We start from the raw sequence: 18,326 nt of genomic DNA, 5'->3' as shown, positions 1-18,326 counted from the left end.
GGAAGCCATAGACCAATTTTTTACTGTAACTCTTCCAGAGATTGCAGGTTCGTTGACGTCTCGAATCAATGACAATTTTCAGGTGTTTAAGCCTGCATCTTCAAGTTGATTGGGTATATACCGACATCGTTTAGGTGCAGCCGTCACGCAATTCCCTCTTCTATAGCAACAGTCAAAAACCACCTCAAAAGTGTCTCATTTTGGTCTGGTGTTATTGGATGAATTCATCGACGTTACTTCATAGGCTAACCAATCACTTTGTCCCGTTAATTGTGTCTCACTAACCACTTAAGCCACACTAAGGAAACGATAAATACACTTACTCCCCAATAAAACAGCCACCACCTCAATAAAACCAAGTAATCACGCGGCAAATGGTCACAAAAAAGAACCGAAATGTAACCGAATAATACGTAATTTATAGTAAAAAAGACGAAAAAGTAACATACTTAATTTAGGGTGTGCCAACCAAAAAGAATGGAATAGTCATGAAGAAACAGCCGCTTTTCAAAGCTAGAAACAAGGATGAGAGCGATTTTTATGTTGCTGAAGTAGCCAGGTTAGTTCGAGATAGAGACTCTCATTCAGCGATACAGAATGGTAGTTTAAGTGATGCGGAAAACTCATTGATAACCCATTTTGATGAGGCTGAAGCGAAGCAGCATGCAAAGCTTTTAACGCTCATTTATCAAGAGAAAATCAACCCTAGTGACGATACTTTAGATTGGATTAACTCACCTAGAATTTCAGGCTTTTGCCTTATGACGCTTTTGAATAGACCTGAATTTCAGAAGCGGTATTTAGACCCGATGAGCGTGATTCATTCATCAGGTTTGTCTCAATATACAACTGAGATGACTTACAAAAAAAACGTAAGACATGCACGAGATCCATACAACTTTGATAATGTAGAAAAGCAACCAGCTAGAGAGACGTACAACATAAATGACTACGATGATGACAAGCACACACAAGAAGACCATAACGAAGATGTGTGGATAGATGAGCCCCAAAAGAAGAGCTTTATACGCATTGAAGATGAAAGCTTTGTCAATTCATTATCTACTGGTTTTGGTGCCGATACTGTCATTCCTACAAGCAGCTATGGCTCACATCGCAGTCGCCTCCAAGCCATTCTTAAGGCTTTCTACGATTTAAGTTCAGCTCAAGTAAAGTGCCGGGGGTATAATAATGATTATCGCTTTTTCAATCTTGGCGAGATTATTTTACGGTTAAAGTTTGACTGGCAACAGGTATTCTTACATGCAAATCATTCTTGGATTGAACATGACAATACCGAGCAAATAGCATGGCTTCACCACAACCTTCAGGCGAAAGATGCCGAGTTCGAGCTCCCTTGGATCATCACTGACACTGAAAGCCTGCATGATGCACTGCTCACTTATTTAGATTTATCATTCCTACAGCACCCCAAAGATACCGCTAAAAAAATCGAAATACTGAGAAAGGCATGGGTGAGAAAAAATGGCAATGATAATGCTGAAGAGACTAAAAGCATTGGCTTAAGCAGTAAATCAAAGGCTCAATTAAAAGAGCTATCAAAACGCAAAAAAAAGAGCGAAAGAACGGTAATTAAAGAACTTATTCAAGAGCAACTCTCATCATCAACAGACTGCTAATATTCGCTAGTGAAGACGGCATTGTGCCGCCTTATTTATATCTGGCTTTCAGTTAGACGGTATGATTTTGGCTTGAAGCCATGCTTGCACTTCACTTTCAAGCCAGGCTTTGCGCTTTCCCATAATGGCGTAGTTGCTAGGAAAATCACCAGCTTTAATCAAGATGTAGATACTGCTGCGGCACAGTGTGGTAACTTCCATTACATCGCGTAGTCGAAGAAAGCGGTCACTGGGGCTCTGAATAATTTCCATCATATTCTCCTGGTTATCGGTTTATCCAGGAAGATGAAATATATCTGTATTGGTTTTACTTATAGGTTGGCGAAAGCTATATACAAAGCCAAGTCTAAGAAAGTTATCAAGCAACGATCAAGCAAATTTAAATTTATACTTATCATAAACTTGAAAGCTAAAATCGGACTAAAACAACATGTTTCGTTGATGTTATGAAGCAGTCATCAAACAAATAAGCCTATGTACGATTACTCTCGTTCTCGAACAGCGTGGAAAACTCTTAAGCTAAAAGACCTTACCTTGCTCTTCTAATTCACGCTAAACATCGAATTGGAAAACTTGCTTCATCAATGGCTGCACTTCTACCTTATCTGGCGTCCTAAAATCATCAATATGCCTCATCGGTGCAACCGTCACAAAGCCCCAAAACTCCAAGAAACGTTTAGTAAATCGCGAGTCAGTCATTCTGCCTAGTAACTGACTCGAAGACCTATACTCATCCTCAGGGCACCTCAGCAATAAGTCAGGGAATGCGGTAATCACCTCTTCCATCAGCTGCTCAGTATTGCCATGACTTTGCAAGCGCCACAGCATAAATAGCCAAATAGCCCTTAGATCAACCTCTTGTTCCCAACCATCTAAGTAGCCCCAATTATACTGAGAGGTTGCAGCTTCTAGCATTGGAATGAAGAACGCTTGAATACCGTGGGCTAGGTACTGCTTTTGAGCCGATTTTTTAACATGATAGCGGCCACTGCGACGATAAATAATACCAGCAATCTCTGCCAGCACTCGACTGTAATGCAATGCATTAAACTTATCTTCGTTGCTGCCTGCATATTCACTGATACTGATGTGTCGTTCAAATTCAGAAACTGCAAATTCTGGTAATAGCTCACTAGCCTGCTTAACAATTTTTGTCGGCAAGTTACCTTTGCTGGTGGCTTTAAACGAGCCACCGCCTTGCATGGCTTCATCTATTATCAATGCTAAGTAACGCATCACTGGGCTGGTTATAAGGTCATCTGGCGTGTGTATTGTTACCCCTTCCAAGTCACTGAAAGGCGCATATAACCAATTGCTCATTTGTGTTGGCGAAAGGCCACAGAAATCAGGATGAGGCCGTTCATTAGCCGCCTTCATTTTTTGCTCTGCAACAATATTGAGTTCTTCTATAGACAAGTTAGGGTTCATTGCAGCAACTTGCTCTATATCATCCAGCATTGATGCGTGTTGCTTAGAGATACTGTTCATGCAGCAACGTTTGTACTTTTTACCGCTGCCACAAGGGCAAAGTTCATTTCGACCTGGTTTCATGTTTTATCTACTCGTCTTATTTTTATTGCTACGTCACGTTAAAAAACGTCATCTCAAACAAACATCATCTCAAGCTAAAAGTGTCGCGTTTTCTTGCTTACGCTCTGCGAGTGTTTTTTCTATCGCAGACACAGTGGTTTTACTCACCCCATGCTCCTCAGCAAGCTGCCTAAACTGACTAATTGCACCCACTACCTCTTGAATGCATTGCTGTGCTTCCTTCCAATTAGCAAAGCCTGCACTAGCCGCTAGCTTTTGCATCACTTTGAGTGGTGGCGTCTTTCCGTACCCAGCAAAAGCAGTCGCATGCTCGTTAAAAGGGTGAGGGCTAAAGGTTACATCGTAAAATGGTGCGAGTTGCCAACTGCCATCATCGGCTTGTAAAAAGCCCCAGTTTTTACTGTGATCGTCTTGGTTCGCGGCAAATAAGTTAAACATTGCGCGACGAAATTGAAGTTGCCCAGCAGCGGGTGACTTACAGAGTTGACGGCTGGCCTTAATCAGATCGCTGTAATCTAAGCTCGGGCTTCGAAAATCAGCATCCAACAAGCCGCAAGCACTGTGCATATGTAAGCGCCCTGCCTTCTCCAGCGCGGGTAAATAATCAAAACGCTTTAACGCAAGCCAGGCTTTAGCACCGCTACTTGTAGGTGCTTCAATTAACTGCCACATCGGTGGCTGACATTTTGCGAACTCAGCCATTTCTAAATAGACCGCTTCACACAAACCTTCTTCGTGGCCCAATGCTAAGTTCTTCGAAGTAAACTTAACTAACCATGCTTCATCACCAGGTTGTGCATAGGTGCGGCATTGCGTCGCGTCGCCAGCAGGCATATAAATTTGCGCTTTAGGTCGAGCACCGCCAGAGCTACCTACGGCTACCAAGGTTGCTAACACTTGCTGAGTACTACCGTCTAACTCATCAGAGAGGGACTGGTCGAACAAGGTTTGGGCTTCAAGCCCAAGCGTTTCCAAATCAATATCTGAACGATTTTCTAATGAGAGCTCTGATACAGGTGTAAAAGACAATGCCCCCATTCCTTGCTGGCCAACAAAAGCCAGCCTGTCCATTGCTGTTACTTGTGCAGGTATTATACCTTGTTGGCGGAATACTCGATCTTGCAACAGCAAACCCCAACCATCGGGAAGGCTATCGCCAAAAACACCGTGAATGCCTTGGTGTGGTCCTTTCGGTGCTTGCTGTAATCGCACATCTCCTTGAAGCGTAAAAGGGGATAAGTTGCCAAACGTGCTTAGATAACTTTCATCGTACTGAAAGAAAACGCCTTGGCGGTTTTGCGCTAATATACCCACCGATACCGTTTCGCCCGTTGTGAGAGTGCGCTCCACATTCAACTTTTGAATGGATTTAAAGCTCATCTTTAAGCACCTCTTCTATACTGGTCGGTAAAGCACTGCGGTCAGCCGTGGTTTGTGTCAATTGATAAAGCCTGTCTAGTGAATCCAACGACTGCCACAAAAGCAGTAATTGACGAAATGAAATCTGCCCGGTGAGTTCAAACTTTTTTATGGTCGAAGCAGGTACACAACTACGCTGGGCCAGTGCCTCTCGCGATAGCTTCGCTTGTTTGCGTAAGCCCCGCAGATGAGCAGCAAAAGCTTGGCTTACATCGGTATCATCTAAAAGTGAAAAGTTCATACACAGCCTTAATAGACACTATAGTGTCTATTATAGCGTTATTTTGTGGTTTATGGATACTATAGCATCCATAACGATATGAATAACTATCACGTAACTGTAGAAGGGATACTCAAAGCTGATACTTTGCGACAAGCAAGGGGTTGAGGTAAGGTAATTCATAGCCTAATAGACTCGTATCTAGGAAGTGAACCCCTGGTGGTTAAATTGGTGGTTAATAATTAAAAGCAAAGACAACCTTAACAACATCCAGTTGATTTTTAATGCATTTAACATTCGAATCTACATTCAGATCCAGAATATTGAATAACAGTTTGTCAGTAACACGCTGTGAATAGCCATTAGCTGAATCAGTGTTGATTAACTAACAGTGTTGATTAGATCAAGATAAGCTCCTAGTTTTAGGGGCTTTTTTTATGGATACAATAATGCCAATCAGGTTGAGCAGGTTGTTACGCAGGAGATTTGTTTGGATCAAGAGATAGATACAGCTATAGATAAAACAGAGAAGCGGATGTAACAAAGGATTTTAGAATATTTTGAGGGGGATATTACAGGTGGAACTAGAGGGGAAAGATTTAAGGGAGAAAGTGACGCAAGTTGCTAATGCAACCTGCGCCGACTTAAAATCTTATAGAGCTACAACGTTTGCAGCTTGAAGACCTTTTTGGCCTTGCTCTACTTCGAAAGACACTTGTTGGCCTTCTTTAAGAGTCTTGAAACCTTCAGAAGCGATAGCACGGAAGTGAACGAATACGTCAGCGCCGCCGTTGTCTTGAGTTAGGAAACCGAAACCTTTCTCTTCGTTAAACCATTTTACTACGCCGTTTGTTTTGTTAGACATGATGTGTCCCTTATATAAAAATAAAAAATTAATCGCCAAAAGTGCGATGCGCTGAAAGCTTGAATTATTTAATGTATCTATGAAGCCAAGGGAAACACTGAGAATAACAATGAAGCAATACTAAGGGTTTTACTTTACAACTGATGTTTCATTTAATAACTCTGAAAACAGAGCGAGGCCATTCTTGGTGATCTGGGTCGGGTTGTAAAGCTTTATTTGAAAATAATTGATGTTTTTTTGTTCGGTTGACTCAGATTACAGCCTTACCACGCCATTAAGCTCATTTATAACGCTTTGATCTTAAGAAATTTACTCATAGTACGACTCTCTAAGCACTCCCCCTCAGGTAAGTCCGTATTTCTAGTATGCATAGAAAAGCTCAACCCATCCCAGGTTTGAACCAGTAATTAAGACGACCTTATTTTCTGGTTGTTGAGCTTTATTTGTCATAATTATGTCTTTTTGATAATTAGCACTGATGATCGGGTAAGTTGTGGGTTTTATAGAGATTGGCAATGTCGTGATTCTTATCTCTATGTTTAGCTTCATCTTCCCTAATGCAGAAAAGCACATCCAAAAACGTAGCATTCTCGGGTAAGCGATAATATTTAATCGCAATTTCAGGAGCGGGATGATTGGGCAACGTGCCATCTTGAATTTTCGAGATATATTCGGAGTAACTATTACAAGCTTCCTCTTCAAAATACCCAACGATCCTATGCGCTGTTTTAGATGAGACTAAGTAGATCACGCCATAGATGAGTAGAAAGATGAACTGTAATAGCATCACTAAAATGCGTTCTATAATGGACGGGTTGGTAACGGTAAGGAAAATCATCAAATGCATCCGTTCATTATCCGCTTCGTCCAGTAGCTCTTTGATCCAACCACCATCGTCTTTCATGCGGCGCAGAGCTTTGAGGTGGTTGAACACTCCCGCCACCATGCCCGGCACCGCCGCTATGGTTTCCAACAACATGGCTCGTTTGGCTAAGTGTTTTCCATAAAACAAGTTAAGTGTCTTTTTGAGAAGTCGAGTAACAAGAAGTGCAACCTTTTCGGAGAATATTTCAGGTTTATAATGAGTGCTTTCAAAATGCATAGCGTGTTCCTTATATGAGTCTAATACTTACTAATCAACATTCATGCCAAGACACAAAGCCTTGTACATCAAGGCAAAAACAACAATAAGAGTCTTATTGAAAGCATAATAAACATAATAAAATAGACATCTTTATGTCTTTTAGACACATTAAGAGCAATAAAAAACCCAGCAACATGGCTGGGCTCTTATTAACTTATAACCTGATTGATTTACTCATCCGGCTGCTTGGTTCTTAGGTCGACATATGGCCAGTAATGATGCCCAACACGAATCAAGAGTGTTGCTGCGGCCAAGATAAATGCCGCTAAAGATAACCAAACGATCAATACCGCATCGAGTTCTTTCATGCCTAAAGTGATGTAACGAGCAATTGCCATCATCGCAATGTAGATGGGGTATCGCACTGGGATCTTACCGTTCATCACAAACTGCTGAACCATCGCCAACACTTCTAAATAGATAAACATCAGCAGAATGTCGGTCAATTGCACTCGGCGTTCAGCGAAGACATGCATGAACTCTTCGACCATCGCAAACAAGGTCGCCAGTGTGATCGCCACCAGCAATACCGCTTCCATAATGTGGAATACTTTTAAAAACGGCTTACTAAAAGATTTAGGTAAGTTAGAAGGCATAGTCACTCTTCAAAAAATAATTAATCCAGTCTCTACAATAGCATGCATCAATATAAGTCGCGTACTGTCAAAGCATCGACTTGGGGATAACGCTATCAATTCATCGGTAACCACCAGGAAGAAGCAAAGGTAAGAAACAACAGATACAAAAATGGCCCCACATTCACTGCAGAGCCATCTGTTTGTCTTTTACTTAACGACTGCTACTTAACAAACGTTATTTCGCCATTAGGCTTATAGCAGTATCAGGTAAGTTAAGAACACCACACACAGTCCGTAGATAAGCGGATGTACTTCTTTATACAAACCAAAAAAACTAAAAATAACTCAATTAAATTCAGTACCTAAGTTTGAAAGTGTCATAATAGTACACGCTGATATCGGAGTGACTATTATTCAAAATCGTCATTTGGAATAGCAGATATGATTCCTCTCTTCTGCATGCCCTTTACTAAACAAAAACAACTGGTCACCTTTCACTTTATACATCAGTTCAATTTTAGCTCTTACCAGAGCGTCCATGTCGCGAACAAAGATCTCATTGTCAGTTGGCTTTAGATTCCAGTCAATATGTTGATAGGCAACCGATAGGAGACCATTCTCAGCAATGTAATTTGCTTCATAATAGACTTCGTAGGGCTTGGTTTCTCCGACAAGTGTCTGAACATAACCTTTCTGGAAAATCAGCAAACTGTCATTTGAGGTAAACTCTAAAATAGAGCGATCAGCGATCTCTTGATAGTGACGATACCCTTGCGAAACAAACCCCTCATCAAGCTGAACACATGCCCAACGACTACCCGCTAACTGTTGTTGCTCAAACTTCCACTGATACAACGCCACACCGATGACACAGATAGCAAGCGCAATATTGAAAACGATGATCGATTTTATCCGCATATTGCTCGAGCCCTCCTAATTGCTTTCACCACCGTCTCTGATATTTCATCAATACTCACCGAATGATTCACGTAACTTGCGTTCTTGCTGCCGTGTTTCGCAAATGCAAAAGTTTTAATCATATAAACGTCGTCGTCATAAGCAGACTCTGCGATTCGCAGATACATATTCGCATAACAAGTTGGAAACGATTGAGTCGCTAACTCATATGCGAGCAGTCGACCGTCACTTATTAAATAAACACTGTGATAAAGATAGAAATCGGTCACGACAATCTGAAAAGGTTGATACTCACTAGGGTGGAGAAACTGTGGCTTTCGTATAAAAGGCTTAGTAAAAAAAACGAACACCAAACAGGCTAGCAGCAATACCGTTACAAACCCATGCCAAGAATACATGTTCATTTTCAAGGTAGGGGCAAGCTTAAGGCTCACCTCTTCTAAGACGATTTCTTGCTCTTGGCTAACCCGAATTGCTTGGTTTCCTATTTTCTTAATCGGCTCTTTGCCACTGTGAATGTTCAGAACGTAGCCAATTTTGCTGACTGTTTTCAAGGTGACATCGCGCGCGCCCAACTGCTCGAAGTTTTTCCTTAAACCTGAAATGACATTAGTGATCGCTTGGTCAGTGACTAATGCGCCCCCCCAACACGTTTCAAATAGTCGTTCACGAGTAACGTGAGCACCCTGGTTTTCAAGTAACAAGCTCAACACTGCATATGGAAGCGGGCGTAATTGAATACATTCACCATCGACATTCGATAAGGTTAGAGTCGTTGGATCGAGAATCAAATTGGAAAAACAGACTCTATGCATACACTCACTATTACCGAAATTAGGGCTCACGTAACCAAAAAAACACACGCGTGAAGAACTGGATCCTACCATTACCAAGTCAACTGCGTAAGCATTGAGTACAATCCATCTACCTAAAGCAAAAGTTCCTACAGAAAAAATACAACATCAAATATATCAATGAATTATGTAATAAAGATAAAAACATATAAAAGGAAAACCATCAATAAACCGACAACTCATGAAGTTTATATGAATTCCATCTTTAGTTTTATATTGTCATTGAACACATAATGCACACCACTTTTTATCCCCGATGAGATGAATCTAATGAAAAAAGCAGTGATCCTTCTGGCAGCATTTTCTGCCTTTGCCGGTGCCCAAGAGCAAGCAGTTGAGAAAGACGTATCTGGCTTTTACCTAGGTGGTGGTTTTGGTACCACAACTTACGATGACGATGCCGCGTTCTCTACACTAGAAACAAAGTACTCAACGCTTAAGTTGATTGGTGGCTATCAATTTAACCGCATTGTTGGCGTTGAAACACAGTTCACCAAATACAGTAATATAACAGCACCAGGCTTGTCAGGTTATGCTATCGAGACAGCAGGCATATCGATTGCTGCAAACCTTGGCTACACCTTTGATAGCGGTTGGCGTCCATTTGGTACCATAGGTCTAACGCAGCTTTCATTTGATGTTGATGGCTATGGTAGCGAAGATGAAACAGCATTGCGTTTGGGTGCAGGTGTAGAATACACACCAGCAAGCCTTGAGAACCTAAACTTCCGTGTGGCTTACGAAGTTGATACCTTCAACGTTGATACTGGCAACTGGTTATACAATGATGTGACCGTCCAGCTTGGTAGCTTCTACGCTGGCGCAACGTACAAATTCTGATAACGAACACTTCGTTGGCTAGTAAACGTAAAGAGGCGACCACGGTCGCCCTTTTTAGATGAACATCAGCAGAATGGCGGTAAGTTGAACTCAACGTTCAGCAAAAACGAGCATAAATTTAAGAAACAACAGATACAAAAATGGCCCCACATTCACTGCAGAGCCATCTATTTATCTTTTACTTGACGACTGCTACTTAACAAACGTTATTTCGCCATTAGGCTTATAGCAGTATTAGGTAAGTTAAGAACACCACACACAGGCCGTAGATAAGCGGGTGTACTTCTTTGCGCTTACCTGCCACAACCATCGTGAATGCGTAGCTGATGAAGCCCATCGCCATACCGTTTGCTGGAGAGAAGCTTAGAACTGTGAACATGATGGTGAAGAAGGCTGCAATGCGTGACTCTTTCTTTTCCCAGTTTATCTGACCAAGGCGACCCACCATGTAGATGCCTACCACTACCATCGCAGGCGCGACCATTGCCGCTGAGAAGATAGAGAAGATTGGGTATAGGAATAGCGACACTAGGAATAAGCCAGCCACCATGACTGCCGCTAAACCTGTTTTCGCACCTTGAGAAGAAGCAATACCCGACTCAGAGAACGCAGTGATCGATGTGGTACCAAGAATCGAACCAATCACCGTACCGCCCGCATCTGCCACTAGCGCCGATTTCGCGTTTGGCACCTTACCGTCTTTGTCGATGATACCTGCATCGCGGCCCACACCCACAATCGTGCTCAAGCCATCAAAGAAATCGACAATCAGGAAGATAAGTACGATGAACAACAAATCGAACATTTTCTCAGGCGTAAAAGCTGAGAAATCAAAGATCGCGCCAAAGCTGCCCGCCATGCTTGGTGGCATAGAAAAAAATTGGTCTGGGATTGGTGCGTTTGATGTGCCCATGAATACATCAGCAAGAATGGTCAGCGCGATAGCAGAAACGAACGAGATGAAGGTTGCTAGTTTAATATCACGAACCATACAGCCCAATGCGATAAAGATACTCACGTAAGCGATGATCACTTTCGGATCTGAGATGTCACCTAAGCCAACCAGTACAAACGGGTTAGACACGATGATACCTGCATTCTTAAGGCCTAAGAAAGCAATGAACAAGCCGAGAGATACGGTAATCGCTAGCTTCAAATCTTCAGGAATTGATTCAATCATCGACTTACGGATATTGGTCAACGAGAAAGCGAGATAAAGGATACCGGATAGGAAGATACCAAATAGCGCTTCATTCCAAAGTACCGCCACAGAACCGCTTAACAGTAGACCTTTGAAGAATCCGTTCATACTCATGCCCGGAGCCAGCATGACTGGGTAGTTACCCCAAATACCCATGATAAGCGTTGCGATAGCAGCAGAAAGAGCGGTTGCCGTAAAGACTGCCCCTTTGTCCATCCCCGGGATACCACCCAAAATTGCTGGGTTAACCGCCAAGATATAACTCATCGCTAAGAAGGTAATAAAACCTGCGTATAGCTCAGTGCTGATCGTGGTCTTTCTCTCTGAGAGTTTGAACAGGGTGTCAAGCGAGCCAGACGTTTTCTGGGCTTTCAGGGTGGAGTCGGTATTCACAACAAAACCTATGTAATAAATTAAGAAATTTGAGATTCAAATGCTGTGAGAATAGAGGGGTCTCTACACTAAAAACTGTAGTCACCAAGGTAGGCTCGGTAGTAGAAACATCTAGTCCATATCACTAGATATATACAGCATTTAATCGTTTGCGCGGATTGTAAGGATTGAGATTAAAACTTCAACAAATTTTGTCCAGATCACATAAAAAAGTGAAGATGACGAGCCATTGCAGTTATACAAAGATCTTTGAAAAGATCATTCGCTGATAAATAACGATCAAGCCAGTTGTTCTCAATCATCTAAATATGCTACTCTTCGCCTCCATTTTTCTGACCTAATTTTCACCAGTTGCACCTATTAGTTTTACTAGTTATTCCTTTATAGACGTAACCACCGGAACAAAAATTAGGGTCAGTGCTATCTTTTATAGTGTCGGTTTATCGCCTTCACTCAATCCAACCAACAGTGGAAATATACAGATGGGCATAGGTACTCTTTACATCGTATCTGCACCTAGTGGCGCAGGTAAATCGAGCTTGATCTCAGCAATGCTGGAAACCAATCCAACCTACGCAATGAAGGTATCTGTTTCACACACCACTCGCGGTATGCGCCCTGGTGAAGAGAATGGTGTTCACTACCACTTCGTAGAGAAACATCACTTTGAAGACCTGATTAAGAAAGGTGAGTTCCTAGAGTACGCTGAAGTGTTCGGCAACTACTACGGCACTTCACGTGTTTGGATTGAAGAAAACCTAAACCGCGGTATCGATGTATTCCTAGATATCGACTGGCAAGGTGCTCGTCAGATCCGTGAACAAATGCCTCAAGCGAAGAGTGTCTTCATTCTTCCACCATCAAATGGTGAGCTAGAGCGTCGTTTGAATGTTCGCGGTCAAGATAGCGACGAAGTTATTGCGAAACGCATGAGCGAAGCAAAATCTGAGATTTCTCACTATGCAGAATACGATTATGTGATCGTAAATGATGACTTTGATGCAGCCTTAATGGACTTCAGAGCAATCATTCGTGCGGAGCGCTTAAAAGAAGATAAGCAAGCAGCTAAATACAGCGGCATGCTTACAGCACTACTAGCGGAATAATCTCTGATACCAATCGTAGTAAACAACTGGTCATTCTAGCTTGCTAAAAAGCCTGATAACGTCGTTATAATTTTTGATTGTAGGGTCACTACTTATCGAAACTCTTTGTCGATTAGAGCTGCCTTGTTCTCAAGCCTTTTTCCGGCGCTTTTTATGATCACTTATTTACTGTGATGGGTATAACTGGATTTTCCATTGAGATAAGTATACGGTGAGCTAGAAAGTCTCTAGTTAAACTTGTATACTTTCTCGTCATATAAAATTTATTAGTTAATTACTATTTGGAGTCCTCATGGCACGCGTAACTGTTCAAGACGCTGTTGAAAAAGTTGGCAACCGTTTCGACCTAGTTCTTATTTCGGCTCGCCGCGCACGTCAAATGCAAACTGGCGGCAAAGATTCACTAGTGCCTGAAGAAAACGATAAGCCGACGGTTATCGCTCTTCGCGAAATCGAAGAAGGTCTTATCACTAAAGACGTACTAGATGCTCGTGAGCGTCAAGAGCAACAAGAGCAAGAAGCGGCTGAACTTGCAGCAGTAAGCAGCATCGCTCACACTCGCTGATAGAATCAACGTCATTCGAACTAATTAACCTTCCGGGCCTTTAATTTGTATCTATTCGATAGCCTCAAAGACGTTGCCCAAGAATACCTAACAGAGCCTCAAATTGAGGCTCTGCGTCAATCTTATGTGGTAGCGAGAAATGCCCATGAAGGGCAAACCCGTTCAACGGGTGAACCATACATAATCCATCCTGTTGCTGTTTCAAGAATCCTGGCAGAAATGCGTCTGGATATCGAAACCCTGCAAGCCGCCCTACTCCACGATGTAATTGAAGATACTGAAGTTACAAAAGAGGAGCTAGAAGCTCAATTCGGCAATACCGTTGCTGAACTGGTTGATGGTGTATCTAAGCTGGATAAGCTTAAATTTCGTGATCGCAAAGAAGCGCAAGCAGAGAACTTCCGTAAGATGGTTCTCGCCATGGTGCAAGACATCCGCGTTATCTTGATCAAATTAGCTGACCGTACTCACAACATGCGTACGCTTGGGGCACTTCGTCCTGACAAAAAGCGTCGTATTGCTCGTGAAACTTTAGAAATTTATTCTCCGCTAGCTCACCGTCTTGGTATTCATAACATCAAGACCGAACTAGAAGAGTTGGGCTTCGAAGCCCTCTACCCTAACCGTTATCGCGTACTCAGAAATGTAGTGAAAGCTGCGCGTGGTAACCGTAAGGAAATGATCCAACGTATCCATAGCGAAATTGAAGGCCGTCTTGAAGAAGTCGGTTTGTCTGCTCGCGTCGTAGGTCGTGAAAAGAACTTGTTCTCAATCTATAACAAGATGAAAACCAAAGAACAGCGCTTTCACACCATTATGGATATCTACGCTTTCCGCGTAGTGGTTGATACCCCAGACACTTGTTATCGCGCCCTTGGCCAGGCTCACAGCTTGTACAAGCCACGTCCGGGCCGCATGAAAGATTACATTGCGGTACCAAAAGCCAACGGCTACCAATCTCTTCATACGTCAATGATCGGCCCTCACGGGGTACCTGTAGAGGTTCAGATCCGTACCGAAGATATGGAGCAAATGGCCGATAAAGGCGTCGCGGCGCACTGGTCTTACAAAGGCAATGGCTCACGCAGTAGCAATGGGACAACCGCACAGGTTAAAGCACAGCGTTGGATGCAGAGCTTACTTGAGCTGCAACAAAGCGCAGGTAACTCATTCGAATTCATTGAAAACGTTAAATCTGATCTGTTCCCAGATGAGATCTTCGTGTTCACGCCGAAAGGTCGCATCGTCGAACTTCCTGCGGGTGCAACAGCGGTCGATTTTGCTTACGCGGTACATACCGATGTGGGCAACATGTGTGTAGGGGCTCGTGTCGACATGAACCCTTACCCACTCAGCAAATCACTGAAGAATGGTCAAACCATTGAGATCATCAGTGCTCCGGGCGCACGTCCGAATGCTGCATGGCTCAACTACGTGGTGACCTCACGCGCTCGTACTAAGATCCGTCAGGTTCTGAAGACCATGCGCCGTGAAGAGTCGATTACCCTAGGCCGTCGTCTACTGAATCACGCACTTGGTGAACACTCTATTGCCGATATCGGCCAAGAGAACCTCGAGCATGTATTGTCTGACTTACGCCTAGAAAGCGTTGAAGACTTGCTAGCATCGATTGGTCTTGGCGAGCTGATGAGTATCGTCATTGCTCGTCGCCTACTGGGTGATGCTGACGAACTGACTGAAGTGAAAAACAACAGCGATGCGCCTAGGAAGAAACTAGCTATCCGCGGAGCTGAAGGTCTACTACTGACTTTTGCAAATTGTTGTCACCCGATCCCAGGCGATCACATCATTGCTCATGTATCTCCAGGTCGTGGTCTTGTGGTTCACCGCGAAACGTGTCCAAACGTTCGTGGCTACCAAAAAGAACCTGACAAATACATGGCGGTAGAATGGTCTGACGATTACGATCAAGAGTTCACAGCTGAACTTCAGATCGACATCCAGAACCACCAAGGTGCACTGGCAGAGTTAACGAACGTTATCTCGAAAACGGGCTCAAACATTCACGGTATTTCAACCGAAGAACGTGATGGACGCCTGTACACAGTGACTATCTTGCTGACGACCAAAGATCGTGTTCATCTTGCAAGTATTATGAAAAAGCTACGTGTGATGCCACACGCGCTGAAAGTAAAACGTCGTAAGAACTGATCTAAAAGCAAATAAATAAAGCAGATGAGAGATACGAATCTCGAGATGCGAAGAGCAAAAGCTTTTCACCACCTCAACTCTTCGTATTTCGAGTCTGCTTTAATTTTTTGTACTGTCCTGTTTTCTATATCCCCCCTTTAGTACCCAGTTTACTCGTACCTCGTATCTGCTCTTATCTTTTCGTATCTCGTTCACCCGTATCCCGCATCTACTCTAATCTTTTCGCACATCGTTTACCCAAATCCCGAATCTGCTCTTATCTCTTCGAATCTCGTTTACCCGTATCCCGCATCTACTCTAATCTTTTCGTATCTCGTTTACCCGCATCCCGTATCTGCTCTTATTCCCTTCGCATCTAGCTTACTCGCACCTCGTATCTGCTCTTATCTTTTCGTATCTCGTTCACCCGTATCCCGCATCTGCTCTTATTCCCTTCGTATCTCGTTTACTCGCATCCCGTATCTGCTTCTAAGCTTTACCCTGTACAAAAATCCAGTAAAATGCTTGAATAGATTATCTCTCTTACGTTTATGAGCCTTGTTATGTCACAGCTTTTATCTGCTATCCCTCTCAACTCTTTGTCTGGAGTCGGCGCAAAAGTCGCAGAGAAACTGGAAAAGGTTGGGCTTAACAACGTACAAGACCTGCTGTTTCACCTGCCTTTGCGCTATGAAGATCGAACGCGTATCTATCCCATCGTAAAACTGCATGCTGGTTTATGGGCAGCAGTGCAAGGCAAGGTAATGCACGTCGATACCATTTTCGGCAAACGCAAGATGCTCGCAGTAAAGATCAGTGATGGTAATGGCACTATTACCCTACGTTTTTTCAACTTCACTGCAGGCATGAAGAATAACTTTGCCGAAGGCAAACAAGTGCATGCTTATGGTGAGATCAAGCGCGGTAATATGGGGCTTGAGATCGTCCACCCTGACTACAAATTCTTTGCGCCGAGGCAACAGCCAGACGTTGAAGCCAATCTGACTCCGGTGTACCCAACCACCGAAGGGCTAAGACAAGTCACGCTGCGTAATCTTACCGATCAAGCTTTAGAGTTAATCGACAAGGCCGCAGTTAATGAGTTGCTTCCATCCGGTTTATACGACCACCAAATAACACTCGCGCAAGCACTGCATACCATTCACAGGCCTCCTCCGGGCATTGACCTAGAGCTGTTTGATGAAGGTAAACACCCTGCGCAGCTGCGCCTGATTATGGAAGAGCTACTGGCGCAAAACCTATCGATGCTGTCTGTTCGTAGTAAAGGGCAGCAAGACAAGGCAATGCCTTTTCCTCCGGTAAACACCCTCAAAGATAAGTTGTTAGCTCAACTTCCGTTTTCACCAACCAATGCTCAAGTAAGGGTGACTAAAGAGATCGAAGCCGACCTTGAAAAGCCACACCCTATGATGCGTTTAGTACAGGGTGATGTAGGTTCAGGTAAAACCTTAGTCGCCGCACTGGCAGCCGTTCGCGCACTCGAACATGGTCAGCAAGTGGCACTGATGGCACCAACCGAGCTATTGGCAGAACAGCACGCGATTAACTTTGCTAACTGGTTTGAGGCGATGGGCATTCAAGTCGGCTGGCTGGCAGGTAAACTCAAAGGTAAGGCTCGTGAAACGGAACTAACACGTATTGCCAGCGGCGAAGCGCAAATGGTGGTTGGTACTCATGCGCTGTTCCAAGAGCATGTCGAGTTCAAAAACCTTGGTTTAGTGATCATTGATGAGCAACACCGATTTGGCGTCCACCAGCGATTAGAACTACGTGAGAAAGGCGCAAAACAAGGCTACTACCCCCATCAGTTGGTCATGACCGCCACTCCAATCCCACGAACGTTAGCAATGACGGCCTATGCCGACCTCGAAACTTCGATTATTGATGAACTACCACCGGGGCGAACACCAATTCAAACCGTAGCGATTCCTGATACCAAGCGCGATGACATTGTTGAACGTGTGAAAAATGCGTGTCTCAATGAAGGCAAGCAAGCCTACTGGGTATGTACGCTGATTGATGAATCGGAAGTACTGGAAGCTCAAGCTGCAGCGGATACCGCAGAAGAGCTGCAACGCAAACTGCCTGACGTAAAAATTGGTTTAGTCCATGGCCGTATGAAACCCGCCGAGAAACAAGCGGTGATGCGAGAGTTCAAAGAGAACAAGCTGCATCTATTGGTTGCGACAACCGTGATTGAAGTTGGTGTGGATGTTCCGAATTCGAGCTTAATGATCATCGAGAACCCAGAACGTCTTGGCCTAGCACAACTGCACCAACTGCGTGGCCGTGTCGGCCGAGGTTCGGTCGCAAGTCATTGTGTATTGTTGTATCACTCTCCGCTGTCTAAAACCGCTCAGAAGCGCTTAGGTGTGCTGCGTGAGAGTAACGATGGCTTTGTGATTGCACAGCGCGATTTAGAAATCCGTGGCCCCGGTGAATTGCTCGGTACCAAACAAACTGGCTTGGCTGATTTCAAGATCGCTGATCTAATTCGTGACCAACGTTTAATCCCAGAAGTGCAACGTATTGCTCGTCATATTCACGATAGCTACCCAGACAATGCCAAGGCGATCATCAACCGTTGGTTGGGTGAACGCGATGTTTACTCTAAAGCTTAATTAGCCAAGTTACCATCGCCCAGAACGTAGAAAGGCTTCCCTTAAGGAAGCCTTTTTAGTGTGCATTACTTTCATCAAGTAAGAGCGAGATTCCCTATTCGCTCGTTCCTCACGATAGGGAATAATGAAATGGACCCACCCTTCTAAACGGCGTCGCAATGCGCCAAGATGAATATTAAACACAATCATCTAACTGAGGGTAGGTCCATATGAAAACTATAACGATCGGATTAGATATA

At 43.6% G+C, this 18,326-nt stretch carries 16 protein-coding genes, 1 pseudogene and 1 riboswitch; of the genes and pseudogenes, 7 read left to right on the top strand and 10 right to left on the bottom strand.

All coding sequences use genetic code 11. The annotated features are described in order from the left end of the window. Together H5300_RS19840 and H5300_RS19835 are read left to right on the top strand one after the other, a co-directional pair. A pseudogene (locus H5300_RS19840) lies at window positions 1-109 on the top strand (IS630 family transposase); the annotation flags it as partial. A 379-nt stretch (window positions 110-488) separates the two neighbouring features. Further along, window positions 489-1,640, top strand: coding sequence for a hypothetical protein (locus H5300_RS19835; protein ID WP_182796677.1), 1,152 nt, complete (start codon window positions 489-491; stop codon window positions 1,638-1,640). Between the two features lie 48 nt (window positions 1,641-1,688). Here the strand turns inward: H5300_RS19835 and H5300_RS19830 are convergent, their stop codons facing one another. The 9 genes from H5300_RS19830 to H5300_RS19790 all read right to left on the bottom strand — a co-directional run bounded on the left by H5300_RS19830 (window position 1,689) and on the right by H5300_RS19790 (window position 9,150). Further along, window positions 1,689-1,892: an AlpA family transcriptional regulator gene (locus H5300_RS19830; RefSeq protein ID WP_182796676.1), complete on the bottom strand. Its 204-nt coding sequence runs from the start codon at window positions 1,890-1,892 to the stop codon at window positions 1,689-1,691. A 300-nt stretch (window positions 1,893-2,192) separates the two neighbouring features. After that, window positions 2,193-3,191, bottom strand: coding sequence for an SEC-C metal-binding domain-containing protein (locus H5300_RS19825; RefSeq protein ID WP_182796675.1), 999 nt, complete (start codon window positions 3,189-3,191; stop codon window positions 2,193-2,195). Between the two features lie 69 nt (window positions 3,192-3,260). Then, complete coding sequence (locus tag H5300_RS19820) at window positions 3,261-4,571, bottom strand: type II toxin-antitoxin system HipA family toxin (RefSeq protein WP_182796674.1); 1,311 nt, start codon at window positions 4,569-4,571, stop codon at window positions 3,261-3,263. Beyond that, window positions 4,561-4,851 (bottom strand): helix-turn-helix transcriptional regulator, encoded by a 291-nt coding sequence (locus tag H5300_RS19815; RefSeq protein ID WP_102275975.1) that lies wholly within the window; start codon window positions 4,849-4,851, stop codon window positions 4,561-4,563. Before H5300_RS19815 ends, H5300_RS19820 begins: the two co-directional genes overlap by 11 nt. 631 nt (window positions 4,852-5,482) lie before the next feature. Further along, window positions 5,483-5,695 (bottom strand): cold-shock protein, encoded by a 213-nt coding sequence (locus tag H5300_RS19810; RefSeq protein ID WP_004735656.1) that lies wholly within the window; start codon window positions 5,693-5,695, stop codon window positions 5,483-5,485. Between the two features lie 469 nt (window positions 5,696-6,164). Further along, window positions 6,165-6,797: an alternative oxidase gene (locus H5300_RS19805; RefSeq protein ID WP_182796673.1), complete on the bottom strand. Its 633-nt coding sequence runs from the start codon at window positions 6,795-6,797 to the stop codon at window positions 6,165-6,167. A 212-nt stretch (window positions 6,798-7,009) separates the two neighbouring features. After that, window positions 7,010-7,435 carry a phosphate-starvation-inducible protein PsiE gene (locus tag H5300_RS19800; protein ID WP_017079068.1) on the bottom strand — a complete coding sequence of 142 codons (426 nt, stop codon included), beginning with the start codon at window positions 7,433-7,435 and terminating at the stop codon, window positions 7,010-7,012. A gap of 405 nt (window positions 7,436-7,840) precedes the next feature. Beyond that, on the bottom strand, window positions 7,841-8,335 hold the full coding sequence (locus H5300_RS19795) for a hypothetical protein (protein WP_017079067.1): 495 nt from the start codon (window positions 8,333-8,335) through the stop codon (window positions 7,841-7,843). After that, on the bottom strand, window positions 8,326-9,150 hold the full coding sequence (locus H5300_RS19790) for a winged helix-turn-helix domain-containing protein (RefSeq protein WP_182796672.1): 825 nt from the start codon (window positions 9,148-9,150) through the stop codon (window positions 8,326-8,328). The genes H5300_RS19795 and H5300_RS19790 overlap by 10 nt, the downstream gene beginning before the upstream one ends. Before the next feature lie 309 nt (window positions 9,151-9,459). Here H5300_RS19790 and H5300_RS19785 point away from each other — a divergent pair, with 309 nt between their 5' ends. Beyond that, complete coding sequence (locus H5300_RS19785) at window positions 9,460-10,029, top strand: porin family protein (RefSeq protein WP_017086946.1); 570 nt, start codon at window positions 9,460-9,462, stop codon at window positions 10,027-10,029. Between the two features lie 223 nt (window positions 10,030-10,252). Here H5300_RS19785 and H5300_RS19780 read toward each other — a convergent pair whose 3' ends face one another. Next, complete coding sequence (locus tag H5300_RS19780; RefSeq protein WP_017080820.1) at window positions 10,253-11,623, bottom strand: NCS2 family permease; 1,371 nt, start codon at window positions 11,621-11,623, stop codon at window positions 10,253-10,255. Between the two features lie 58 nt (window positions 11,624-11,681). Continuing rightward, window positions 11,682-11,781, bottom strand: a riboswitch (purine riboswitch). Between the two features lie 324 nt (window positions 11,782-12,105). Between H5300_RS19780 and gmk the strand changes: the two genes are divergently transcribed. From gmk to recG, 4 genes are all read left to right on the top strand, one after another. Next, window positions 12,106-12,729, top strand: a complete 624-nt coding sequence (gene gmk / locus H5300_RS19775) for a guanylate kinase (RefSeq protein ID WP_004735650.1) — start codon at window positions 12,106-12,108, stop codon at window positions 12,727-12,729. Window positions 12,730-13,021: 292 nt separating this feature from the next. Then, a complete protein-coding gene (gene rpoZ, locus H5300_RS19770) occupies window positions 13,022-13,294 on the top strand; it encodes a DNA-directed RNA polymerase subunit omega (RefSeq protein WP_004735648.1) in 273 nt (90 codons plus the stop codon). 45 nt (window positions 13,295-13,339) lie between these two features. Continuing rightward, window positions 13,340-15,466 (top strand): bifunctional GTP diphosphokinase/guanosine-3',5'-bis pyrophosphate 3'-pyrophosphohydrolase, encoded by a 2,127-nt coding sequence (gene spoT, locus H5300_RS19765; RefSeq protein ID WP_102458274.1) that lies wholly within the window; start codon window positions 13,340-13,342, stop codon window positions 15,464-15,466. A gap of 542 nt (window positions 15,467-16,008) precedes the next feature. Beyond that, on the top strand, window positions 16,009-18,087 hold the full coding sequence (gene recG / locus H5300_RS19760; RefSeq protein ID WP_029405087.1) for an ATP-dependent DNA helicase RecG: 2,079 nt from the start codon (window positions 16,009-16,011) through the stop codon (window positions 18,085-18,087). Window positions 18,088-18,326: the final 239 nt, after the last annotated feature.

Origin of the sequence: Vibrio sp. SG41-7 (assembly GCF_014164465.1) — a bacterium.
In the GTDB taxonomy this organism is placed as follows: domain Bacteria; phylum Pseudomonadota; class Gammaproteobacteria; order Enterobacterales; family Vibrionaceae; genus Vibrio; species Vibrio splendidus.
The sequence above is the reverse complement of the archived record's forward strand: the minus strand, read 5'-3'. Positions and strand labels throughout refer to the sequence as shown.